The organism is Chitinophaga barathri (assembly GCF_003807585.1).
GTDB lineage: Bacteria > Bacteroidota > Bacteroidia > Chitinophagales > Chitinophagaceae > Chitinophaga > Chitinophaga barathri.
Genome location: NZ_RMBX01000007.1, coordinates 290,586 through 314,972, shown reverse-complemented (window position 1 = coordinate 314,972; position 24,387 = coordinate 290,586). Strand labels below are relative to the sequence as shown.

Sequence of the window (24,387 nt, the reverse complement as noted above, 5' to 3'; positions counted from 1 at the left end):
CAATCCATTAACCTGAAACAGCAACACAATGTCTACAGAACAAAAAAAGGTGCTGACAACCGCGGAAGTCGCAGCCCGCTTCAATGAACTTGCAAAACAAGAAAAATGGTTTGAGATCCAGGATGAGTTTTTTGCGGAAAATGTCAGGAGCATCGATCCTCCAGAGTCTCCGTATTTCGGATATGCGGAAGGTAAAAACCCTGTCCGAAAAAAAGGCGAAGACTTCGTAAGCAGGATTCAGACAGTTCACAGTCTCTATACGAGTGAGCCCCTTGTCACCGGCAATCATTTCGCCGTTGCAAGAGAAAAGGATATTACCGTGCAGCCGCATGGCAGAATATTCATAAAGGAGATCATGCTGTATGAGGTGAAGGACGGGCAGATCATATCTGAACAATTCTTTTACTGAGAAGACATTTAACCAGCTACCGGCAGATTTCCGGCAAAACAAACGGCGGCCAATGGCCGCCGTTTGTTCCTAAACTATTTGTCTTCCCGGAAATACTATTTCCATCCGCCTCCCAGGCCCCTGTATATATGGATCACCGCATCCAGCTGTTGTTTTTTGGTTTCTATCAGCTCCAGCTTCGATTCCAACGCATCGCGCTGCGTCATCAGCACTTCCAGGTAATCCGCCCTGGCGGATTTAAACAGGTCATTGGAGATGTCGATAGAGCGTGTGAGAGCATCCACTTGTTTCAACTTCAGATCATAACTCTTTTCGAGGTTGCTGATGTTTGACAGCTGGGTGGAAACTTCCAGGTATGCATTTAAGATCGTACGCTCGTAGTTATACATGGCTTGTATCTGGCGCGCATTGGCGTTGAGGAACTCGGCTTTGATCGCATTCCTATTGATCAAGGGGCCCGCAAGATCACCCGCCAACGAATACAGCAGCGACTCAGGGGACTTCACCAGGTACGATGGCTTAAATGCCTGGAACCCGATACCGGCCGAGATCCCGAATGAAGGATAAAACTCCGCCCTGGCAACTTTTACATCCAGCTTCGCGGCTTCCAGCTCCAGTTCAGCTTTCCTGATATCCGGGCGGTTCCCCAGCAGCTGCGAAGGAATACCAGTGCTCACAGCCGGGGGCAAAGAACTTAAAAAGTCGCCCTGATCCCTGGTGATTTCCTGCGGATAACGGCCCAGCAGGAAGTTAATCCTGTTCTCCGTTTCTTTTATCCGTTGCAGGATCTCAAACTCAAGGCTCTGGGATTTCAGCACCTCGGCCTCGAATTTTTTAACCGCCAGCTCCGTGGCCCTGGCGGCTTCCTTCTGCACTTTGATGATGTCCAGCGCATTCTGCTGCAACCCGATGTTTTGTTTTACAATCACCAGCTGGTTATCAAGCGCGAGCAATTCATAATAAGAATCCGCCACTTCGGCAATCAGGCTGGTCAGTACAAAATTCCGGCCCTCCACTGTCGCCAGATACCTCGTCACAGCGGCCTTTTTGGCATTGCGCAGCTTTTTCCAGATATCCACTTCCCAGTTCGCATAAGCCGCCACTTTGTAGTCCATCAGCGGATCGGGCATTTCCTTTCCCGGCTCTATTTCCGTGGATGCGTCACCTGCGCCCTGGCTGGTATATCTCCCCACTTTTTCCACGCCGATGCCGGCTTTATAACCCACCGTAGGCAGTATCGCGCCTTTCCTGATCCGGATATCATTCTTTGCGATCTCAATTTCCTGCAAGGTGATCATCAGCTCCTGGTTGTTTTGCAGCGCCGTATCGATCAGGTTTGCGAGGTTTTTATCCGTAAAAAAACTGCGCCATTGAACGGCGGATGTGTTGACAGTATCCTGGCTGTTGCCATAGGAACCCGGGACAGCACGGTTTTCGACCCGCGACGCCACCTCCGGAATCCTGCAGCCAGCCGCGGCCAGGCAGATGCCCAGCACGCAATGATGTATCCTGAATTTAAACATTGTGATCAATTTCTTCGGTTAATGGATTTTCTTCTTCATCTCTGATAAGCGTATGCCTTTCCGCGATTTTTCCGAATATGTAATACAATCCGGGTATGATCAGTACCCCGAAAATGGTTCCGAAAAGCATGCCGCCCAATGCAGCCGTACCGATCGTCCTGTTGCCGATCCTGCCCGGACCGCTGGCGAACACCAGCGGGATAAGGCCCGCGATGAACGCGAAAGACGTCATCAAAATGGGACGGAACCTGACCTTGGATCCTTCCAGGGCTGCGTTCAGCACAGAAGCGCCCCCGCGGTGCCGCTGCACGGCAAACTCCACGATCAGTACAGCGTTCTTACCCAATAGGCCGATCAGCATTACCATGGCCACCTGTGCGTAAATATTGTTTTCCAGCCCGAGCAATTTCAGTAACAGGAACGCACCGAAGATGCCCGCCGGCAACGAAAGGATCACCGATAGCGGCAGGATAAAACTCTCATACTGCGCAGCAAGGATCAGGTACACAAACCCAAGACAGATCAGGAAGATATAAACCGCCTGGTTGCCCTGCGCCACCTCATCTTTCGAAATACCCGCCCAGTCGATGCCGAAACCTCTCGGCAGCGTCTTCTGCGCCACTTCGTTGATCACTTTGATGGCTTCGCCGCTGCTGTAGCCGGGCGCGGCGGAACCGCTGATCTCGGCCGCGTTGTACATGTTGTGCCGCGTGATCTCGGAAAGACCGTACACTTTCTCCATTTTCATGAAGGCGGAGAACGGCACCATTTCATCACGGTCGTTTTTGACGTACAGTTTCAGAATATCTTCCGGCAAAGCCCTGTATTGCGGCGCAGCCTGCACCATCACTTTGTATTGCCGGTCGTATTTGATAAAACTGATCTCGTAGTTACTGCCTATCAAAGTGGAAAGCGTGTTCATAGCGTTCTCGATCGTCACGCCTTTTTGCTGCGCAATATCATTGTCTACCCGTAGCATGTACTGCGGATAACTGGCGCTGTAGAAGCTGAAGATAGACGTCAGTTCAGGGCGTTTTTCCAGCTCCTTCGCAAATTCCTTGCTCACCGTTTCCATTTTTTTGTACTCGCCCGAGCCCGCTTTATCCAGCAAACGCAGCTCAAACCCGCCGGCGGCCCCATATCCGGGCACGGCGGGCGGAAGGAAGAACTCTATCGTGGCGCCGGTAATGTCTTTCGACTTTTCCTCCAGCTCTTCGATGATCTCCTGCGCGGATTCTTTCCTGTCTTCCCAGCTTTTCAGGTTCACCAGGCAGGTGCCCGAATTCGCGGCGGTACCTTCAGTAAGGATCTCATACCCGGCGAGGGAAGAAACGGATTGTACCCCATCGATGTCTTCCGCAAGTTTCTGCAGCCTTTCCGCGATCTCGTTCGTCCTTTCCAGCGAAGATCCCGGCGGGGTCTGGATGATGGCGTAAAACATACCCTGGTCTTCATTGGGAATGAAGCCGGAAGGCACACGGCCGTTCAGGAAAAGGACGCCGCCGCAGAAAGCAAGCAGCATCACAACAGTAACCACGCGCCTGTTCACGATAACGCCCAGTATTTTCTGGTAGCGGCCGGACATTTTGTTGAAACCGTTATTGAACCCATCGAGGAATTTGTCCATGATGGATTTTTTCTTCAGTTTCCCATGGTTGTTCCGGAGGATCATGGCGCAAAGCGCGGGTGTAAGCGTAAGCGCCACCACGCCGGACAGGATAATTGCCGTGGCCATCGTGATGGAGAACTGCCGGTAGAAAATGCCCACCGGTCCGGACATAAACGCCACCGGGATAAACACCGCTGCCATCAGGAACGTGATGGCAATAATGGCTCCGCTGATCTCATGCATCGCCTTTTTGGTGGCTTTCAATGGCGAAAGATGTTCTTCCTCCATCTTGGCGTGCACGGCCTCAATCACCACGATCGCATCATCCACCACCACCCCGATAGCCAGTACGAGGGCAAACAAAGTGATGAGGTTGAGCGTGATGCCGAAGAACTGCATAAACATAAACGTACCGATCAGCGATACCGGCACGGCCAGCGCGGGAATGAGCGTAGACCGCCAGTCGCCGAGGAACAGGAACACGACCAAACCCACAAGGATAAAAGCCTCCACCAGCGTATGTATCACCTTTTCGATGGAAGCGTCCAGGAATTTGGATACGTCGTAACTGATCTCGTAATGCATTCCTTTCGGGAAAGAACTGGCTTCGATCTCTTTCATCTTGGCCTTCACGTCCGCAATCACCTGGCTGGCATTGCTGCCGTACGATTGTTTGAGCACGATCGCGGCAGAAGGTTTGCCGTTGAGGTTCGAATAAATATCGTACATCGAGCTGCCGAACTCCACTTCCGCTACGTCTTTCAGGCGAAGTATCTCGCCGTTCGGGCTCGATCTTAAGATCACATTTTCATACCCTTCTTTGGTGCTGTACCTGCCGGGGTATTTCAGCACGTATTCAAACGCCTGCGACCGTTTGCCGGAACTTTCGCCCGTTTTACCCGGCGAGGCTTCAAGACTTTGGTCCGCCAGCGACTTCATCACTTCTTCCGCGGAAATTTTATACGCCAGCATACGGTCCGGTTTCAGCCAGATGCGCATGGCATATTCGCGGTTACCGAGAATGTCTGCCACGCCGACGCCGTTCACCCTTTTCAGCTCAGACAGGATGTTGATGTCCGCGAAGTTGAAAAGGAATTTCTGATCGGTATGCGGGTCGTCGCTGTACAGGTTGATGTACATGAGCATGTTGGATTCCTCGCGGGTGATCTTCACGCCCTCGCGCACTACCAGCGGCGGCAGTTTGTTCACCACCGAAGCCACGCGGTTTTGCACGTTCAATGAAGCCTGGTTGGGATCGGTGCCGAGGTTGAACACCACCTGGATGGTGGCTTCGCCGTCGTTGCCCGCGTCAGACGCCATATATTTCATCCCCGGAACGCCGTTGATGGCCCTTTCCAGGGGAATGATCACCGATTTGATCATCAGCTCGCCGTTCGCGCCGGGGTATGCGGCCGTCACGTTCACTTTGGGCGGCGAGATAGATGGGAACTGCGTTACGGGCAGTTGTGTAATGGCCAGCACACCAAGGAACACGATGATGAGCGATATCACAATAGAGAGTACCGGCCGTTGTATAAATCTGTTAAACATGATCTTCTATTAGTAATTAAAGCCTATTCCGCTTTTAACCGCAGATTATAAACCACCTCCTCGGGCTTCAGGAATTCAAATTCGATCTTGTCATCGTCTTTTACTTTCTGCACGCCTTCAAGCAGGATCTTGTCTTGGTCTGAAATGCCGCTGTCTACGATGTAGAGGTCCGGCAGCTGACCGCGAACGCTGATATGTGTGGATTTCACCTTGTGGTCTTTGTCCAGTACAAAAACGTATATCTTGTCCTGTATCTCGTAGGTTGCTTTTTGCGGGATGACCATTGCGTTTTTCAGCGGAACGGTCATCAGTACCTTCCCGGTTTCGCCGTTCCTCAGCAGTCTTTCCGGATTAGGGAATCTTGCCCTGAAAGCGATGTTGCCGGTTTCGTTATCGAATTCGCTTTCGATGGTTTCCACGTCACCCTTGTACTGAAGGGGCTGGTTATTGGCCAGCAGCAGGCCCACTTTGTTGTTGCCTCGGTTTTTGGTGTTGGTTTGATAGTCGAGATACTCCGGTTCGGACACGTTGAAATAAGCGAACATCTGGTTGTTGTCCGAAAGGCTGGTCAGCAGTTCGCCTTCATCGATGAGGCTTCCGAGTTTCAGCGGGAGTCGGTCAACGGTGCCGTCGAACGGCGCCCTGATCTCTGTAAACGAAAGGTGAACTTTTGCAAGGGCTATTTCCGCCTTTGCCTGGTCCAGTTTGGCCTGTGCCATGGCCTGTTCGTTTTTGGAGATCACATTTTTTTCCACCAGGGCGGTTGCATTTTGCAGCTCTATCTCCGCTGCCCTGGCTTCAGCTTCCGCTTTCAGCAGTTCCGCCTCATAAATTTTCGGCATGATCTTAAAAAGCAGCTGACCGGCTTTTACAAACTGGCCTTCATCAACATAAATGTTCTGGAGAAAACCTTTCTCCTGGGCCCTGATCTCGATGTTCCGGACAGAGCGTATCTGCGAAACATATTCTTTGGTCAGCGAGGTATCGATCCTGATCGGGCTGGTCACGATATACTTGTTGACCTCCTTTTTGGGTTCTGCCTGTGAAGCACAGCCGGTTATTTGGTACAGCAGGGCAAACGTGCCCGCGAACATGACAATCTTATTCATGATATTAATGGATATTGAGCGATGGAAAAGCGTGTTCAGGGTTACCGGAGAACATGCGGCGAAGGCCGTCAGGCGGGCGCCGGAAGCGTCACGCAGCGGGAAGTAATGTTAATTTACATTAACACCGATGTGCACAATGGCACCTCCGGTAACGGGTATATTACCGGATCAGATCCTTAAAACTCTTTGAACGATGTACTTGTTGGAGAGAATTCCGATAAAGACAGGTGCGGTTTTAATACGGTTATGGAGACAACCGGCAAGGAAAACAGCAGAGAAAACAAGGTAAAATCTGGCCAGCAGCTTATATTTCCGGGAGAAGGAAGTGCTGGTATCGTCATCTTCCACCTTTTCGGTCACCAGGAACCCGGTTCCTTTTTCGACCTCCGTTTCCACGAACCTGGCGCGGTATTTATGTGTGTCCGGGATTTTTACGTGGCGGGTGTTGTCGGTTTTTTGCGCCAGTGTGTAACGGGAGCAATTATGATGATAGGGGTGAGTACCTGCATAGACATATGCATCCCTTCCGAGCAGGAGGGCGAACAAGCATATGAAAAATATAGCTACCCGTGTCATTTGGGGGCCAAAATTAATAAAAGGTTTTAAAGGGAGAAAGCCTCATTTGGCCCAACCTGTAAAAAAAAGGTTAAATCTCGGATTGGCCATGGGTATACATATTAAGGCATTAAAATTTCCTTAAAAAATGGATATGAAACAAGATTGATGCAATAAAAAACAGGCCCGATGAACATTTGTTTCCGGGCCTGCTGTAATTAGCCTACATTAAAAAATCATCCCTTACTGATACCAGGATTGAAGTTTCTCCATTTCCAACGCTCAAACATATCTGAAATAAACTTCTCATGTTCCTCAAGCGCCGAGCTGACAAGTTTTACTATTTTAGTTTCCAGGTAAGCCTTGCTCCTCCATTCAACACCTTGCCTGATAAAGTCCCTGATCTGCGAAGCGCTTTCCATCTTCTCATGTAGCTTCCATGCTAATATGAAAATATCAGTGACTATCATATTACTTTCCCATGGGCTGCGCGTGACGTCGAAGGCATAGGCGATCATTGGCTTTGTTAATATGTCATAAAAGTATTTATACCCGTCAATATCGCCATAAACGAATAGCTCGTAATGTATTTCTTCTTCGTAGGAATTAATTATTCTTTTGTTCATTTTTTTTGATTTGTGTTTATAGGTCGCAGATTGACAGCACCTCAATCATAAAAGGGTACGGTTTTTTAGAATGAACAAAAGACGTTCATTCCCTAATTAAGAGACCTTTTTCAATAACAGTGGGGTATTTCTTCACGGACACCTGTGCTTACAAATATCAGTTGTGCTATGTGCACTGATGTAAGAAGGTTTTTGGTGAAGTAATGCGCGCAAAGGTAAAAGGAAAGACACAATGAAAAGTGTTAACCGGGCGTTAAAAAGAAGATATATTTTAGCAAAGGTAAAATATTGATAACCATAAAAATAAAATCGATTTTGCTAAAATATTTTCGAATTATAACCCACTGATTCTAGTTATAAAAAAAAGCGGCCCGAAGGCCGCCTTTCATTATAATTTGAAGAAGATCTTCCGCTGGTAAAGCCAGTAACACAGATACCATTCCAGCACCCATACACAAAACGCTGAAACCACATCCAGCCAGGGTACAGGCACGGAGAGGAAACCCAGTCCCCCTTTCACAAAGATCCCCACCACGCCATTCAGGTAACCAATCCCCACGGTTTCAAAAAAGATGTAAATAAAGATCGAGTTCATCCCTACCACTACCGCGATCCAGGTGAAACGTTTGTGGTCCTTTACATCTATCCACCAGTACAGCGCGGCCAGTATCAGGGACACGTATCCGAGGGATACCAGTATAAAACTGCTGGTGCAAATGCGTTTAATGATCGGCGATACGCCGCCCAGGTCCAGCGCATAACCCGCCGCCAGGGCAATTATCCCCGCGATGACCAGGGCTTTGATCTTATTTGCGGTAGTACCTGGCCCCATCAGCAATTTCCCCGCCGTCACGCCGAGGATGGTATGCGCGGCCGTGGGTATGCAGTTGATGGCCACCCATCCGTCCGTATTGATCTTTCCCATCAACACAGTATCCATCCACGCACCGAAGTTATGGCCCTGTACAAAAGGCTGGTCGAAGCCGGGGATCAGTACCACGCGATAAAGGATATCACTCAGCAGGATCATCAGCAAAGCCGCGCCTATCTGCACCTTATACGAGCGCCCGATCAGGAAATAAGCCACCAGGGTGGTAAATGACAATTGCGTCAGCACATTCCACAGTTCCCAGACGGGTTTTCCGGCATAAACGCAATGCAGACCGGTGCCTAAAAGGAACAGTTTCAGGCTGCGGACGGCCACATGCCTGAAATTATCTTTCTCCGGCAGGCCCTTGCTCCGTTTGCTTTCCACGGATATACACATGGCCGTGCCCGCCATAAACATAAACGCCGGCTGTACCAGGTCCCAGAAACGGAGGCCATGCCAGGGGTGATGAAAAAACTGCTCAATCAGCCAGCCATGCTGCAGGTGTTCCAGCGAGTGGTACACCATGCAGCTTTCAGCGGCCAGCAGGATCATGATAATCCCGCGCATTACATCCAGTGATAAAAGTCTTTCTCCGGGTTTTAATATGGGCATAGGCGGATTTATTCAAAATTAATCAGCAGTGACGGCTGCCCCAGGTCCGGGATACGGCCGAGGGTGCCGGACCAGTCGCTTTTCGTGGCGATGATCCTCAGCCTGAAAGCTGTGGTGGCAGCCATGTTCTTCAGCTTGGAACGCACCAGCCTCATTTCGAATTTCAACACGCCTCCGTTGTCTTCCACATTTCCTACCGAATATGCTTCAGTTGCGCCCGTAGGCTCGAACGAAAAGGCATTCTGTGCCCCTTTGTGGTTAAACACATCCAGCCAGTCGCCCAATATGTTCCCTTCCAGCAGCACATCATAACCGCCGCCGGGGATATCGGTGAGCAGGCCGGTGGTGGCGCTGTTGTCCGTATCCATGTAGAAGTCGTAGATGTCACTATTCGCGCGCCTGCTGTTCACTTCAAGATAAACATAAATGTATTGGGCGTCGTAGTCCACTTTCATTTTCCGGAAAAAAGGTTCAGCAGCGCCGGAGGTCACCTCGTACTGGGTTACTGTACTCCAGTCGTCGAAGGTATTGTCGTTCAGTTTTACCGGTGAGGTTTTGGCGATGTAGATCACCGTGGAGCCTTCGGTCACTTTACCGTCTTTGGAAGTGGCATACAGTGTGGGCACGTATTTGCCTTTCGCGGGATAGGTGTGTACGGGATTCTCATCTGTAGAGCTTTCCCCGTCGCCAAAATCCCAGCGGTAGGACACGGCGCCGCTGGTTTCGTTCGTGAAGGTCACTGTTTTATCCGCGATGCTGACGGTGTAAAAAACATCCGCGCCCGAGGTCACCTCATCTTTTTTGCAGCCCGCCATCAGGCCGGCCAGCACGAGGAAGGGAAGTATATATTGAATGCGTTTCATGATCATTGTATTTGTTTTCTGGAAAAGATCAGGGGTTCTGGATGCAGAGTTTATTGGTCTGGATTTCATCGATCGGTACGTAATAAATGATCCTTGCCGCATCCCATTTGTTCACCAGGTTCGGGTAGTTGCGCGGCTGGGTGGACAGATCGATGTCCGATTCCTTCAGGCCGGGCAGGTGATATCCCCAATAGGTGCGGTTCAGATCCCGTTTGTTGCGGTATACGTCAAAGTTGCGGTGACCTTCAAACGCCAGTTCTATCCTTCTTTCCTTCAGCACCACATCCAGTGCGGTTTTGCCAGTGGGCAGCTGCCGGTTGTACAATGAATTCTGCAGGCCCCTGTTGTTCCGGATCATGTCCACATTGTCCAGCGCACCCGGCACATTGCCTTTTTTAGCTTCGGCCTCGGCTTTGTTCAGGTACATCTCCGCCAGCCTGAACAGGATGGGAGAGCTCAGCGTAGGGCTGCCCCCCTGGAAGGAAAACTTGCTGATATAATACACCTCGATCCCATTTTTCTTTTGCATCACACCATTGCCATCTTTCAGCGGTTTGATGTACGACCATCTCACATCTTCAGGGTGAGCGGCCATCGTATCGCGAAGCGATTGCGAAGCATATTCCTCGCCCCAGCCGGAGTTACCGTCAGAATACAGCATGGACGCGATAGAACCCGCTTTGCCATAATCATCCGCAGGCGTGAACGCCACACAGAATATGGTTTCTTTCCCGGTCAACGCGTTGGCGAAAAGAGAAGGGAAAGTAGCGGCGGTTTCCAGCGTGAAACGGTTGGAACCGATCACTTTGTCCGCATACAGGATCGCGTTGTCGTTGTCCTCTTTATACAGGTACGCCCTTGATAATAAAGCCCAGGCCGCTTCTTTTGAGCCATGCTGCACGCCTCTCGGCTGGTTCATCAGGTCCGCGCCTTTTTCCGCATCTGCTATCACTGCGTCATACACTTCCCCTACGCTGGACCTTGCCTTCAAAGCAGGGTCCGTGGTGGCGGTACGAAGGATCACGCCGGCAGCCGCAGGGTCCTGTGAATACGGTTTCCCATAAAAACGCACCAGGTTAAAGTGGCACAAAGCCCTCAGGAAATAACACTCGCCGATCAGCTGTTTGATGCTCTCGTCCGGGTTCGCGATCTTTTCGGCGGATTCCAGTACGGTATTCACATCGTTGATGATCTTGTAAGAAATGTACCAGAAATACCGGCTGTTTGTCTGGGTAGCGGTATGGTCCAGTGAAAAGCTGTAGAACAGCGGATCGGTGGTGGTTTGCGCGCATACGATATCATCGCCCGCGAAGTCGCTCATCTGGAAATACTGGCGCAGGTACATGTTGTTCCCATCCACCGTTCCGTTGAAGGACACATGGTCTTTGAACAGGGCGTATGCACCGTTCAGCCCCTGCTGAAGGCCTTCTTTGGTAGCGGTCAGGGAGCCGGTGGTGAGCGCGTCGCTGGGCTCAATGTCTTTGAGGCAGCCCGTGCTGAATATTGATATGACGAGTATGATTAAATAAGATGTCTTTCTCATGATCAGATAATTTATTCCTAGAACCGGATGTTAACGTTAAACAGGTACTGGCGGTTATTCGGATACTTGAAGTCGGATACGCCGGGCATCACAAAACTGCCGGATGTGATGGTGGTGGCGGGGTCCTGGCCCAGGAAGTCCGTGAAAGTATACACATTGTCCGCCGTCACGGAAAGCGTTACGCCGTCCAGGCCGATCCTGTGTACCCATGCATTGGGCAGATCGTAGGACAATGCGATGTTCCTGATGGCGAAGAAACCGCCGTCTTTCAGGTAACGGGTAGATGTTTCTGTTGCATTGGCGGCGTTTTGCGGGCTGGGCTCCGTAGCGTCATCTCCCGGTTTGGTCCAGGTGCTGTAGCCGTCCGGCAGTACGATCTGGTTGTAGTAAGGCTCCATACCGTCGTTCATCACAAAACGGAGGGAGTTGCTGAACACTTTATTGCCGGAGAGAAAATACGCATTCACACGCAGCCCGATGTTTTTGTATTTCCAGGTGGAGGTAAGACCGCCTTGTAACTTCGGCAGCGCGGAACCTACTTCCTGGTAGGTGGCGCTGGCATAATCGGAAGTAGCGCTGCTGGAAATCACTTTTCCATCCGCGTCTTTTTCCAGTACTTCCCAGAGCGGCGCGCCGGTTTCTTTATCTACTCCCAGCCAGCGCGGCATGTAGAATTCGTACAGGTTACCGCCGTTGCGGTAGATCTGCGAAATGCTCCATGTCGGTTGTGTGCGGGTAATGTCGCTGGGAAGTTTTTGCAGTTTGTTGGAATTGAAGTTGATATTAAAATCAGTTGACCATTCAAAGTTTTTCGTTTTGATATTGACGCTGCTGATACCCAGTTCCACGCCTTTGTTTACGATCTCGCCGGCGTTTTCCCAGCGTTGTTCAAAACCGACTGAAAGCGGCTGGGATACCTGGAGCAGGAGATTTTTCGTCACGTTGTTATACACGTCCAGGGTGAGGTTCACCCGTTTGAACAATCCCAGGTCGATCCCTGCGTTCAGCTGGTGTTTGCTTTCCCAGGTAAGGTCCGGGCTGGGAAGCTGTAAAGGAATAGCTGCGGTACCGCCGTTGTATTGGCTGCTGAGTGAATACAGGCCGAGATATCGGGAGGAACCTATATCCTGCGTGCCGGTTACGCCGTAGCTGGCGCGGATCTTCAGGTTGTCCACCACGCGGTTCTGATGCAGGAAACCTTCGTTGCTGATCAGCCAGGCGGCCGATATTGCCGGGAATGAACCGTAACGTTTACTGGCGGGGAAGGCAGTAGAGCCATCCACACGATAAGAACCGGTCAGGAAATATTTTTCTTTATAACCATAACTCACCTGCGAGATCAGCGATTGCAGAATGGCCTGGTCATTGAAACCATTCACCAGCTGGCTGTTCGACACGACGTTCAGCACAGAAAGCCCTGTAGGCAGTCCTTTACCGGAAGCCCCCACGGATTCTGTTTTGCTGTTTTCAATCGCTACGCCCGCCAGGCCGCTGATGGAGTGATCTCCTTTGGTAAAGCTGAATTTCAACAGGTCAGTGGAAATAAAACCATAACTGAGAATGCCCAGTTCATTCAGGAAACCGGTGTTGTGATACAGCCCGGCCACCACGGGAGAATAGAAATCAGTGGATTTGTTGTAATTCACCGCGGCGCGGTTGGTGCTGGAGAAAGAAAGCCAGTCCGTGATCTGGATATTCAGCCCCAGGTCATAGTTCATGCTAAAACTCTTGTACGGGTGGTTAGAATTCTGAATGGTATGGATCGGGTTCGTCTTGTCCCTGGACCACCATTTGGCCGTAGTGGTCCCGTCCACGTAAACGGGCTGGCCGTTTGCATCGTAGGGATTGTCCCAGGGCATGTTCAGGTAGGCGTAGAACACATCTTCGTAATTGAAACTCTTGCCGCTGGAGGCGCTCAGGTTGATGTTGTTCGTCACGCTCACGTTTTTGGAAAAGCGGTGGGTGGAATTGCCGCGCAGGTTGATGCGCTGGAAATCCGTATTGAGGAAAGTTCCTTTTTCGTTGTAATAGGTAATGCTCGTGTAGTAGTCGTTCTTTTCATTGCCGCCGCGCGCGGAAAGGTGGATATTCTGCATGGGTGCGGAAGGGAACATGGCGGAGAGCCAGTTGTAATCCTGGTTACGCAGCTCACGCGGGCGCTCGGCGTAGAATTTCAGCAGGTCGATCTTGTAGGAGTTATCGTCATTTCCGGGTATATAGTCGCGGTAAAATTCCTTGTGGCGTTCGTACAGCTGGCTGCCGTTCATCATCTTGATCTTACCGAGGTCCGCCGTGCGGAAACCCGCGGTCACTCTCGCTTCAAACTGCGTTTTACCGCCGCTCCCTTTTTTCGTCGTAACGATGATAACGCCCGCATTCGCCTGTGAGCCGTACATCGCGGTGGCGCCCGCGTCTTTCAGTACGCTGATGTTTTCCACGTCATTCGGGTCAAAGTTTCCGCCGATGATACCGTCCACAACGTACAGCGGGCTTTGCGAGGCATTCACGGAAGAAACGCCCCTGAGCCTTATTTCAGCGGCGGCGCCGGGCACACCGGAACTGTTCACCACCTGCAAACCGGCTACCTTGCCCTGCAGCATGGAACCTACATCGTTCGTGGTCACGTCCTTCAGTTGTTCTGAGGATACGGTGCTCACGGCGCTGGTCAGTTCGCTTTTCTTTTTGGCGCTGTAGCCCACTACCACGATCTCCGCGAAGTTTTTGGTGTCTTCCTGTAAAATGATATTCAGCGCACGCCCGTTGGATGGAGCCGCGGCTTCCTGGGTTGCAAAACCAATATTGCTGAACACCAGCACCGCCCCGTGGCGTATGCCCGTGAGCGAGAACACGCCCTGGTCGTTCGTCTTCGCGCCTTTGGACGTTCCTTTCACCAGTACGGTAGTACCGGGAAGCGGCGTATTGTCCGCGCCCGTCACCCGGCCGGTAATGTCAATGGTGGTGTCTGCCGCGGCGGTGATGGCGCCGGGGCGGGGCTCCGGTAACTTTTTGATCACATAACTGTTGCCTTCCAGCGAATAGGTGACCTGCTGGTTCTTCAGGCAGAGGTCCAGCAACTGTTGTATAGTTACGTCTTTCACCTGGAGGGAAACGGGCCGGAGGCCGGAGAGTACTTTTTCCGAATAAACGATTGAAACGCCTGTCTGGGTGATCACCTCTTCAAAAACCTTCTGCAGCGGCATATCCCGGACGGACAACGTCACTTTCTGGGAATAACCGGCTGCGCTTACATGCAGGCCCACGGCCAGCAGGAGGAATGCGGTTAGTTTCATAACCCTTTGAATTTTGGTTGACAGCCCGCATACACGGCGGGCTGGTGCATTACAACTGAATTGCATACTTTTGTGGTGTTTGGTAGTTTTTTGGATTGTTTCTAACGCGATTACTGAAATTGCCAGATACTTCGCCGGGCTCCGAGGGCAATCGGGACCCGGTTTTTTATACGGCCTTGCTTATCATTAATTTCCAGCCCGGTTCAGAACGGGCTCTTTATTTAAATCTTGGTTGACTGATCCGCCTTTTAAGGCAATACGATAATTTTTCTTCCTTCTATCCTGAAATGATTATTTCCGCCTGCTTCCAGCAATGCCAGCACGTTGGACAAATGCAGGCTGCGCGCAATACCGCCGCCGTACAGCTCGGTGCTGGGCGCGGTTTGATACACGATCTCCACATCGTACCAGCGGGCTACTTCGCGTAAGATCGCGGGCAGCGCCATGTTGTTGAATACAAAAAGCCCGTTTTTCCAGGCGATCACTTTATTCACGTTCGCCTGCTGTACCAGCATTTCATGACTGCGTGTGTCCAGCACAGCCTGCTGGCCGGGCTTCAGCAATTTCCTGGCGGCGCCTTCCGTGACCTGCACGGCGCCTTCCAGCAATGTGGTGTTTACGGTACTTTCATCTTTATAAGCCATCACATCGAAGTGGGTGCCGAGCACCTGTACTTCCATGCTTTGTACGCGTACTTTGAAAGGCTGTTCCGCATTGGGGGTGATTTCAAAATATCCCTGTCCGTCCAGCTCCACCAGGCGTTCTTTGCCTGTAAAGGCAAGCGGGTAGCGGAGCGAAGAAGCGGAATTGAGCCATACTTTCGAGCCGTCGGGCAATACTACCCTGAACTGGCCGCCGCGCGGCGTGGATAAGGTGTTGTATTGAAGAGCGGCGGTTTCTTTGCCTGCATCGTACAGGAGCTGGCCCTGCCTGCGGGTGATGGTGGTGCTGCCGCTGCTGATCACCTGGTTGCCCGCACTGTCCAGCGAAACGGTAGAGCCGTCCGCCAGGGTGAGGGTGGCTTTGGTGCCGCCGGGGGCTATATCTGTTTTGGAAGTTTCCGCCTGGATGGAAGAAGAAGGGGTGCTGGTTTTCTTTTGTACCTGCCAGAAAATGGCGGCGCCGGCCAGCAGGATAACCGCCGCAGCGGCTACTCTTCCGAGCGTAAATATTTTTCTTTGACGGGCTGGCTTATGCTGGAGAATGTTCTGGTATACCTGTTCGTAATCCACTTCGGGCAAGGTTTCATTTGCGTCAAACCGTCCGTACTGCTCTTCCATAAAGGCAAGCAGCGATGCCTCGGCCGGTGTTTCGCGGATGGCGGCAAACAGTTCGTCCAGCTCTTCCTTTGAGCAGGATCTTGCGGCATACCGTTCCAATAGATACTTGATTCTGGCAGGATCATTAGGCATAATGAATCTTTTAAACAGGCTGAACAGGCCCCTCAATGATAAAGACGGGTGAAAAGAAAAGAAGGACCGCGGGAAATGAAAGTTTTTTTAGAGATACCGTCATTGATAGCATATTACCCGGATTAACTCCGGATCAAGTCCGCCTCATCTCCACCTCAACTCCGCCTTGCCTATATCTCTCCTATAGCTACCATGGCTGATCCCGGTTAATATGCAGTAATTAAAAAGCTATTGAGCAGCCAAAAGGCAAAATACCATCACATACGCAATAAGCAGCTGTAAAGGAAAAGCTAACATATTATCAATAATTGCAAATGTTGATTAAAAGTGTGTAATTGTAATAACAGTTCCCAAATCAATGAGAAAGGATTTGAGGTTATTTCCAGCAAACCAGCTGGAACAGTGCCGCCAGCAAAAGGGAATGCCTGGCCAGGTATTGCCGCACATGCCGCAGCGTTTCCACCAGCAGGTTCTTCACCCGGCTGCGGGACAGGTGCAGCTCCTGGCTGATCTCCTCGTGGCTCAGCCCCCGCTGCCGGCTCAGCCAGAAAATAGTCTGTTTCTGCGATGACAGCCCGGCAAGCGCGTTTTGGATCAGTTTTTTACTCTCCTCCGCATCCAGCTGCTGCTCCAGCTCGTCGGACACCTCGGAGATATTCGCCCATACCTGGTCTATCAGCTTCTGCTGAAGGGAAACCCGGCGCAAATGATCCATCGTGCGGTTTCGCGCGATAATAAATATGTAGTTGTCGAACCGCTCGATATCAGGGAGCTGCTCCCGGCTGCTCCATAGCCTCAGAAAAGTATCCTGGAGAATATCTTCCGCGTCTACCGCGGAATGGGTGAGATGAAATGCAAAGGCAAAAACCTGCCGGCTATGACGGGCATATAATTCCCTAAAGGCTTCTTCACTGCCCTTCCTTAACTGCAATAAGAGGTCCTTGTCAATAGTTCCTGCCATTCCCCGCAATCACGGCATTTTGTACGTGACAATTTTAAAAAATTTCCCGGATTATTTCCCGGATTTTAAAGCCCTTCATGTTATTATATAATAATCAACCACTTATACTTTCAAGGACATCGTATCAGCAATATACCAAGTTTAACTTAGTAACATCGGATGCCGATGTGTATTAAATTAGAGTTATCATTGTGCTTGATACTATCGCACTGTTCCACGAACCACTAATTTCACGCTGTTTTAACAAAACATTATGAAAAAAATCCTATTGCTATTATGCTGCCTTGCCGGTCTTTTCAGCTCCCAACTCAGGGCGCAAACCACGCAGGCCTCCGTTTTCGGAGTTGTTTCCGATGATAAGAAACAACTCATTCCCGGCGCATCGGTACTGGTGCGGAATGAAAGTACCGGTTTCACCAGCCGTACCGTTACCAACGCCAAAGGTGAATACCATTTCCGGGAAATGCCGCTTGGCGGCCCCTACACGGTTATCGTAACTTTTATGGGGTATGCTGACGAAAAAATGGAAGGTTATTCCCTCAACCAGGGCGACGTGCTCAGGGTGAATGTGGAAATGCAGCCATCGTCCGTGACCATCAATGAAGTAAAAGTGGTCGGGAACGCGCTGCGCAACAAACGGGACAACTTCGGTGCAGCCACCACCGTTACCGCAAGGGACATCTCCCGCCTGCCGGTGAACGGAAGGAATTTCACCAGCCTGATCGATCTGTCCCCCCTCAGCCGCGGGAACAACCTCTCCGGCCAGCTGGCTTCTTCCACCAACTTCACGATCGACGGCACCACTGCCCGCAATCCTACCTCAGGCGGCGGGTCAAACAGCCGCACCGGCGCCCCTTACATCCTTTCCATGGAAGCCATCCGGGAATTTAAGATCGTAACGAACCAGTACGATGTAACCTACGGCCGCAGCGGTGGCGGTACGATCAGCTCCGTTACCAAATCAGGTACCAACACCTGGAGCGGCAGCGCATTCATCTATGGCCGCGCGGACTTCCTCAGCAGTAACTACGACATCCGCGGCGCAAAACGTGTGAACGACTTCTCTACTAATCAATACGGCTTCTCACTGAGCGGCCCCATCATCAAAAACAAAGCGCACTTCTTCTTCACCTGGGACCGCCAGGCGGATTCCCGCCCGCTGTTCATCGCGGACATCAAAAGTCCCGAAGACGAAGCCCGGCTGAACATCACTCAGGCCACCCTGGACCAGTTCCTGGGCATCGCACGTACCAAATACGGTGTGGGCAGCGGTCAGCAGACCGGGTCCTTCGATAAAAAACGCGGCACAGACGCGATCTTCGCGAGGATAGACTGGCAGCTGAACGAAAAGAACCTGCTTACCATCCGCGACAACTTTATCAACGACCGCAACCCGCTGGGCCGCGATGACAATACCGCCATCAACCTCTACGAATCCTACGGTGACGCCAACACGTTCAACAACAGCCTGCTGGCCACGTTGCGTACGACTTTAACCCCGAGGATCACCAACGAACTGAAACTGCAACACCTGTATACTTTCGAGGAAAGCGTGCCCAATGCACAGCTGCCCGCACAGAACATTCCCCGCGCCATCGTTGAAAGGATCGGTTCCACCATCAACGGAAAAGCGGTACAGACCGCCATCCAGTTCGGCGGCCAGCGTTTCTCTCCCGAACATTTCTACAACAACGTGGTACAGCTGGTAGACAACGTGTACATGAATACCGACAAAGCCAATTTTACCTTCGGTACAGACATCATGTACAGCCACCTGAACTCCCTCTACGGCAGCGAGCTGAACGGGCGTTTCTACTTCCAGCAGATGGCCGGCTTTGACAACATGACGCCGGTGCGTTATGCCCGTGAAGTAGCCCTGTCAGACGATCACAGCGTGAAACAGAACGTGCTCAACGCGGGCCTGTACGCACAGATGCAGACGCAGCTGGGCAAAGGCCTCGAAATGATCCTGGGCCTGCGCGCGGACTACACCACGTACATGAACGAAGCGAACTTCAACCAGACCGTGTACGACGAGCTGGGCCTCAGTACGAACAACGGCCTCAACACCTTCCAGCTGCAGCCGCGTATCCAGTTCAACTGGGACATCAACCAGAAACACACCGACTTCCTCCGCTTCGGCGCGGGCATCTTCGCATCGGACATCAACAACTACGCGATGATCAACAACCAGTTGTTTGACGGTACCAAGATCCTGTCCATCGATATCCAGGGTGCGGGCGTTCCCTCTCCCAATTTCATCGAATACCGCAAAAACCCGGCATCAGCGCCTGGTAAAGAACTGTTTGACCAGCTGGGCCTGCCGCGTATCGGCACCATCAATATGAATGGTAAAGATGCGGGCATCCCCGTGATCTATAAAGCAAACATCTCTTACAATCACATCTTCGGCGAACGCCTCAAAGCCGGCGTGACCTTCTTCGCCACCCTCGGCCGCAACAACTATATGTATGTGGACAGGAATATGGTGGACCAGCCGTACTTCACGCTGAGCAACGAAGGTGGCCGCGGCGTATACGTTCCGGCGAACAGCATCCCCGCAAACGGCGCCGCCGACTGGACCAAAGGACGCAAGAGCACCAATGTAGGCCGCGTATTGGAGCTGAACAGCGCCGGTAAAGTGAACCAGTTCGCTTTCGTGGCGGACGTGACCTGGCGTTATTTCCGCGATGGCGAAGTGTCTATGAGCTACACCTGGAACCAGGCGAAAGACAATACTTCCTACAACGGCGACGTGGCCAATACCGCCACCCTCTCGCTGATGACGCCGCAGGACCCGCGTAACCTCAGCCTGATGAATTATTCGGACAATCACTTCCGTCATAAGATCGTATTCTACGGCACCCTGCCCTCCCTTGCCGGCTGGAACGTGGGCGTACGTTACTCCGGCCTTGGCGGCACCCGCTACACCCTGGCTGTGAACGGGAACGTGAATGGCGACTTCGTAGCCACCAACGACCTGCCTTACGTGTTCAACATCAACGATCCCAATGTGCCCGAAGCACTGCGCAACGGCATCAAAGGCATCCTGGACAACCCGAATGCCAGCGAAAACATCAAGGAGTACATCCGCGACAATATGGGCAAAGTAGCCGAGCGTAACGGCGGTGAAAACAAATTCTTCGGCGTGTGGGACCTCCGCGTGAGCAAGAAGTTCAAACTCTTCAAAACGCACAGCATCGAAGTGTCCGGCGACGTATTTAACGTGGCCAACCTGCTGAACAAAGACTGGGGTGCGGCTAAAACGCTGGGCAAAACCAACCTGCTGAACCTGAACGGGTTCAACCAGGCCACCCAGACTTACACCTATGGCGTAAATGCCAATGCCGGTGTGATCACACCCTCCGGCAATCCCTGGCAGATCCAGGCAGGCGTACGTTATGCATTCTAACTTAGTACTCAATTCAAATATCCGGGGCGCTCCTTCAGGGGCGCCCTTTTTGCATCCGGAATATCCGTAACTTAGCAGTACCATCCGGTACGTGCATTCACATGAAACTTGAGAGATTTATTCCGTCCGCAGCACTGGCGCCTTTTGTAAAGGAATACCTCGTCATTGAAACCGGCCAGGCTACGGAAAGCCAGACCATCCCGGACACCTCCCTCGTATTGTCTTTCCGCTTTTCAGGAAATATAATGATCACCGCCAACGGCGCAGCAGAGACCATCCCCGCAACCGTCATATCAGGCTTGCGGAAACATGCCCGCACATTTCAATACACCAGCTCCACCGCAAACCTGCTCGTGATCCTCCGCGAATGCGGCATCGCGGCATTTTCCAGCCTGCCCGCACATGAACTGTTCGGCCGGAGCGTGTCTTCGGACAATGTGTTTAAAGGCGCCGAACTCCGCGAAGTACTGGACCGCATGGCGGAAGCAAAGCACAACCGCGCGAGGGTAACGCTGGCGGAAGACTTCCTGCTGAAAAAGCTCAACACCCGGAAAACCTTACCCGTCATTGGTGACGCCGTGAAGATCATCAAACAGCAGAACGGGGTGATCAGGGTAAAAGAGCTGGCCGCCTCCCTGCACATCAGCCAGGACGCCTTTGAAAAACGTTTCCGCTCGCTGATCGGCTCCACACCCAAACAATTCGCATCTATCATCCGGCTCAGGCACCTCATCGACAAATATCCCACTTATCCTTCCCTCACCGACGCCACCTACGAGGCCGGTTATTTTGATCAGTCCCACTTTATCAAGGATTTTCGGTTGTTTACCGGCCGTACGCCCACTGAATTTTTCAGTGCCGGGCAATTCTGGTAGAGATCCCAGATCAATGATTTTTTACAATTCCTCCCCCCGCCGCACCGGTAATTTTGTGAGAAATTATTCACAATGAAATCCGCATTGAACCACATCCGCACTTCCCTCGCCATACTAATGATACCCGCCGCCAGCTTCGCGCAGGGAAGCCGGCCCATTTCTTCACCAAACAAAACCACCGACAACATGAATACCCGGCACAACAAGGAAATTATCAGCAGACTGTACGACGAAGTGTTGAATAAAAACAACTTCTCCATCCTGGAAGAATTTGTATCAGAAAACTACATTGGCCCAAAGGGCGAAAAAGGCGTTGCTGGTTTTGAATCAAATATAGCCCCGGTGAACAAGGCTTTCCCGGACATCATCTGGCAGATCACCGAACTGGTGGGTGAAGGCGACAAAGTCGCGGTGAGCTGGATATCGGAGGGCACACAACAAAACCAGTTCCTGCATATTCCGGCTACGCATAAAAAAGTGAACAATAACGGCCTTTCGATATATTACTTTAAAGAAGGGAAGATCGTCGGCTCCCGCCTGCAGCCGGACCGCCTCGGCGTCCTCCAGCAGCTGGGCGTCCTCCCGCAGGACATTAGCAAGCTGCCGGCTATACAGGAAAGCCTGGAGCAGGTCCGTTTTATAGACAAGTTCATGGTACCGGCCGCCGCCAAAGATGAGTTCATGAAGAGGACCAACATCAACCGGCAATTCATCAAAACCCTGCCGGGCTTCATTGAGGACGAGGCTTACACCTCTACAGATAAGGACGGTAACCTTCACTGTGTTACGATAGCAACCTGGGAAAACGCCGGAGCCCTGCAAAAAGCCAAAGAAAAAGTGCAGGAGTTCTATCAAAAGGACGGTTTTGATCCCGCCGAAATGTTAAAACGCCTCCATATTACTATGGACAGGGCTGTCTATACAAAAGTGCAGCATTAGGACCTTGCCGTATTCCGGCAAATCCTTCCCTAAGAAACCAGTGTAAAAGTTGTGATACATAGATGGGACAGTTGGTTACGGCAAACAAAAAAGGGCCGCCTGGTAAGGGCGGCCCTCTCGATGAAAGGCTTACGCGTTGATCATCGCCAGGCCTTTTTTCTGCAACCAGGCCATAGCTGCCACCCAAAGTGCAACGCCGGCAATCAGCAGGCTGCCCAGGCCTGAGATCACGGGAAAAAGCATCACGATCGCCAATGCGCTGCCGGCCACCCACAAAGTATCCAGGAGGATCACGAACTTTACCGCGCCGGGGTTCACCGGCTTGCCTTTGCTAACCGCAAATACAAGCGTGGCAAACAATACAAGGAACGCACCCACGAAAATAAAAGGAACGGTCTGCGTCACTCCGAAGATCCCTGCAATAGGTTTGGCCAGGGCAATCAGTCCTGCGCCGGTAGCGCCTGAAGAAATAGCATTGATCTGCATGGTGGTGGTTAAAGGTATCATGGTAATTGGTTTTAGTTTGTGTTTGTAAATGGTTTGATTTGTTGATACAAAACTACTACCGGCATACCGCCTGCCAGTTACCTTTACACGACAACGGGTTGTCATTTCACGACAATCGGGTTATCTTCATCTTATTCACTATTACCTTTGAAGAAAATTGGAGCATGGAAGATTTTCAGAAACAATTCATACTGGCGCTGCTGGCATATGCCGCCCAACGGGATGTGAAGCCGCAACGGCTTTGCAAGCTTTCCGGGATTGATTATAAGGCTTTGCTGAAACAGGGCAGGCTTCCGCTGAATGCGGCGCAGATCAATAATCTCTGGAAAAATGCGGCGCACCTGAGCAACGACGGACTGTTCGGGCTGCACTTCGGGGAATCCATGCAGCTGGCGGCTTTGGGCGTGGTGGGGCAGATCATACAAACGAGTAATTCAGTAGGGGAAGCGCTTTCAAACGCGGGCGCCATGACGCCTTTGCTCACGGATATTTTCAGGATGCAGGTCAATCATCATAAAAAGACGTTCACGGTACAGTTTAATGCGGATGCGAAAAAGTCCGCTGCTTCGCCGAGTACCTTCAGGCACATGGCGGATTTCCTGGCCGTGTTTGTTGTACATGAGCTGGACGGGCTGCTGCTGCAAAAAGTGGAACCAATATCTGTGCAGTTACCCTACGCCGTGGAAGATGCGGCGGAATATGCCAGGGTACTGCGCGGCCCCATAAAGAAAAAAACCGGGGAGCTTGCCATAGAGCTGGATAATTCCATGCTGAACCTGTCCATTCTCACGGCGAATTACGAGCTGCAAAATTATTTACTGGGCAAAGTACAGGGCCTGATAAAAGGAGAAGAAGAAGCGGGATCCCTCGAAGCCAGGATCTACAATTACCTCCTCACAAATTCCTATCTCTATGCTCTTTCACTGGAAGCGGTGGCGGCGAACTTTAATATCAGCCCGCGGAATCTCCAGCGGAAGCTAAAAGAAGAGGGGGTCACATTTATACAGATCGTTGAATCCGTCAGGAAAACGCTGGCGGAGCATTACCTCCAATCCGGCAACTACCAGGTGAAAGACATTGCGTACATTCTCGGCTACAATGAGCCCAGCGCTTTCCTGAGGGCATTCAAACGTTGGACGGGCATTACACCCGCCGCCTATCAAAAAACTACAACGGGTGATAAGTAAGTATCATCTTCCCGGATTTAAAAGTCCGGGTATGTACCAGCTGCAGGTCAACCGGCTCATCCATACCGGGAAACAGCGGCTTGCCTTTGCCCAGCACCACCGGGGATAAGATCAGCCTGTATTCGTCTACCAGCTTCAGTTTTGTCAAAGCGGTCACGATCTCGCCGCTGCCCAGCAGGGCAATACCTCTGCCGTCCTTTTCCTTCAGCCGTTTTACTTCCCCGCCGATCTCTCCTGAAAGGATATCTACATTGTTCCAATCTGTTGTTTTCAACGTTTTGGTAAAAACAACCTTATGCAGGGAATTCATCAGCCCGGTTACGTGATCGCTTCCTTCTTTGTTTCCCGGCCAGTAGCTCTCCATCAGCTGATAGGTCTTCCTGCCGAAGGCAAGCGTGTCCGCGCTTTCCAGCATTTCTTCGGAATAGTTGTCGAACTCTTCGTCTACCTTCATCCAGTCCAGCTCTCCGTTCGGCCCGGCCATCATACCGTCCAGGGTACATGCGTTGGATACAAATAATTTCTGCATGATG

The 24,387-nt window shown here is 51.5% G+C and carries 18 protein-coding genes; 6 read left to right on the top strand and 12 right to left on the bottom strand.

The genetic code is table 11. The features are described 5' to 3' along the window. Positions 1 to 28: 28 nt before the first annotated feature. Positions 29 to 409 (top strand): SnoaL-like domain-containing protein, encoded by a 381-nt coding sequence (locus tag EG028_RS14800; RefSeq protein WP_120517086.1) that lies wholly within the window; start codon positions 29 to 31, stop codon positions 407 to 409. Positions 410 to 504: 95 nt separating this feature from the next. On the opposite strand, the gene EG028_RS14795 is transcribed toward EG028_RS14800, so the two are convergent. The 3 genes from EG028_RS14795 to EG028_RS14785 are packed head-to-tail and all read right to left on the bottom strand — an operon-like array spanning position 505 to position 6,201. Further along, positions 505 to 1,932 (bottom strand): TolC family protein, encoded by a 1,428-nt coding sequence (locus EG028_RS14795; RefSeq protein WP_120517087.1) that lies wholly within the window; start codon positions 1,930 to 1,932, stop codon positions 505 to 507. Beyond that, positions 1,925 to 5,092: an efflux RND transporter permease subunit gene (locus EG028_RS14790; protein ID WP_120517088.1), complete on the bottom strand. Its 3,168-nt coding sequence runs from the start codon at positions 5,090 to 5,092 to the stop codon at positions 1,925 to 1,927. Before EG028_RS14790 ends, EG028_RS14795 begins: the two co-directional genes overlap by 8 nt. A 23-nt stretch (positions 5,093 to 5,115) precedes the next feature. Continuing rightward, complete coding sequence (locus EG028_RS14785) at positions 5,116 to 6,201, bottom strand: efflux RND transporter periplasmic adaptor subunit (RefSeq protein WP_120517089.1); 1,086 nt, start codon at positions 6,199 to 6,201, stop codon at positions 5,116 to 5,118. 186 nt (positions 6,202 to 6,387) lie between these two features. On the opposite strand from EG028_RS14785, the gene EG028_RS14780 reads away from it, so the two are divergent. After that, positions 6,388 to 6,807: a hypothetical protein gene (locus tag EG028_RS14780; protein ID WP_123864683.1), complete on the top strand. Its 420-nt coding sequence runs from the start codon at positions 6,388 to 6,390 to the stop codon at positions 6,805 to 6,807. Between the two features lie 185 nt (positions 6,808 to 6,992). Here the strand turns inward: EG028_RS14780 and EG028_RS14775 are convergent, their stop codons facing one another. The 7 genes from EG028_RS14775 to EG028_RS14745 all read right to left on the bottom strand — a co-directional run bounded on the left by EG028_RS14775 (position 6,993) and on the right by EG028_RS14745 (position 16,934). Then, entirely contained in the window at positions 6,993 to 7,382 is a 390-nt protein-coding gene (locus EG028_RS14775; protein WP_123864682.1) for a hypothetical protein, read from the bottom strand. Positions 7,383 to 7,770: 388 nt separating this feature from the next. Further along, complete coding sequence (locus EG028_RS14770; RefSeq protein ID WP_120517092.1) at positions 7,771 to 8,865, bottom strand: acyltransferase family protein; 1,095 nt, start codon at positions 8,863 to 8,865, stop codon at positions 7,771 to 7,773. Between the two features lie 8 nt (positions 8,866 to 8,873). Next, positions 8,874 to 9,728, bottom strand: a complete 855-nt coding sequence (locus EG028_RS14765) for a PKD domain-containing protein (protein ID WP_120517349.1) — start codon at positions 9,726 to 9,728, stop codon at positions 8,874 to 8,876. Positions 9,729 to 9,756: 28 nt separating this feature from the next. Beyond that, entirely contained in the window at positions 9,757 to 11,271 is a 1,515-nt protein-coding gene (locus EG028_RS14760) for a RagB/SusD family nutrient uptake outer membrane protein (protein WP_120517093.1), read from the bottom strand. Between the two features lie 17 nt (positions 11,272 to 11,288). Then, positions 11,289 to 14,561: a SusC/RagA family TonB-linked outer membrane protein gene (locus tag EG028_RS14755; protein WP_120517094.1), complete on the bottom strand. Its 3,273-nt coding sequence runs from the start codon at positions 14,559 to 14,561 to the stop codon at positions 11,289 to 11,291. Positions 14,562 to 14,809: 248 nt separating this feature from the next. After that, complete coding sequence (locus tag EG028_RS14750; RefSeq protein WP_123864681.1) at positions 14,810 to 15,973, bottom strand: FecR family protein; 1,164 nt, start codon at positions 15,971 to 15,973, stop codon at positions 14,810 to 14,812. A gap of 376 nt (positions 15,974 to 16,349) precedes the next feature. Further along, positions 16,350 to 16,934 (bottom strand): RNA polymerase sigma factor, encoded by a 585-nt coding sequence (locus EG028_RS14745; protein ID WP_120517096.1) that lies wholly within the window; start codon positions 16,932 to 16,934, stop codon positions 16,350 to 16,352. A gap of 253 nt (positions 16,935 to 17,187) precedes the next feature. On the opposite strand from EG028_RS14745, the gene EG028_RS14740 reads away from it, so the two are divergent. The 3 genes from EG028_RS14740 (at position 17,188) to EG028_RS14730 (ending at position 22,160) form a co-directional block, all read left to right on the top strand. Beyond that, positions 17,188 to 20,346: a TonB-dependent receptor gene (locus EG028_RS14740; protein WP_120517097.1), complete on the top strand. Its 3,159-nt coding sequence runs from the start codon at positions 17,188 to 17,190 to the stop codon at positions 20,344 to 20,346. 101 nt (positions 20,347 to 20,447) lie between these two features. Next, positions 20,448 to 21,221: a helix-turn-helix domain-containing protein gene (locus EG028_RS14735; protein WP_120517098.1), complete on the top strand. Its 774-nt coding sequence runs from the start codon at positions 20,448 to 20,450 to the stop codon at positions 21,219 to 21,221. 72 nt (positions 21,222 to 21,293) lie between these two features. Further along, positions 21,294 to 22,160 carry an ester cyclase gene (locus EG028_RS14730; protein ID WP_120517099.1) on the top strand — a complete coding sequence of 289 codons (867 nt, stop codon included), beginning with the start codon at positions 21,294 to 21,296 and terminating at the stop codon, positions 22,158 to 22,160. Positions 22,161 to 22,289: 129 nt separating this feature from the next. Here EG028_RS14730 and EG028_RS14725 read toward each other — a convergent pair whose 3' ends face one another. Next, complete coding sequence (locus tag EG028_RS14725) at positions 22,290 to 22,667, bottom strand: hypothetical protein (RefSeq protein WP_120517100.1); 378 nt, start codon at positions 22,665 to 22,667, stop codon at positions 22,290 to 22,292. A 164-nt stretch (positions 22,668 to 22,831) separates the two neighbouring features. Here EG028_RS14725 and EG028_RS14720 point away from each other — a divergent pair, with 164 nt between their 5' ends. Further along, positions 22,832 to 23,854, top strand: a complete 1,023-nt coding sequence (locus tag EG028_RS14720) for an AraC family transcriptional regulator (RefSeq protein ID WP_120517101.1) — start codon at positions 22,832 to 22,834, stop codon at positions 23,852 to 23,854. On the opposite strand, the gene EG028_RS14715 is transcribed toward EG028_RS14720, so the two are convergent. Continuing rightward, positions 23,835 to 24,383: a dihydrofolate reductase family protein gene (locus EG028_RS14715; protein WP_120517102.1), complete on the bottom strand. Its 549-nt coding sequence runs from the start codon at positions 24,381 to 24,383 to the stop codon at positions 23,835 to 23,837. The genes EG028_RS14720 and EG028_RS14715 overlap by 20 nt on opposite strands. Positions 24,384 to 24,387: the final 4 nt, after the last annotated feature.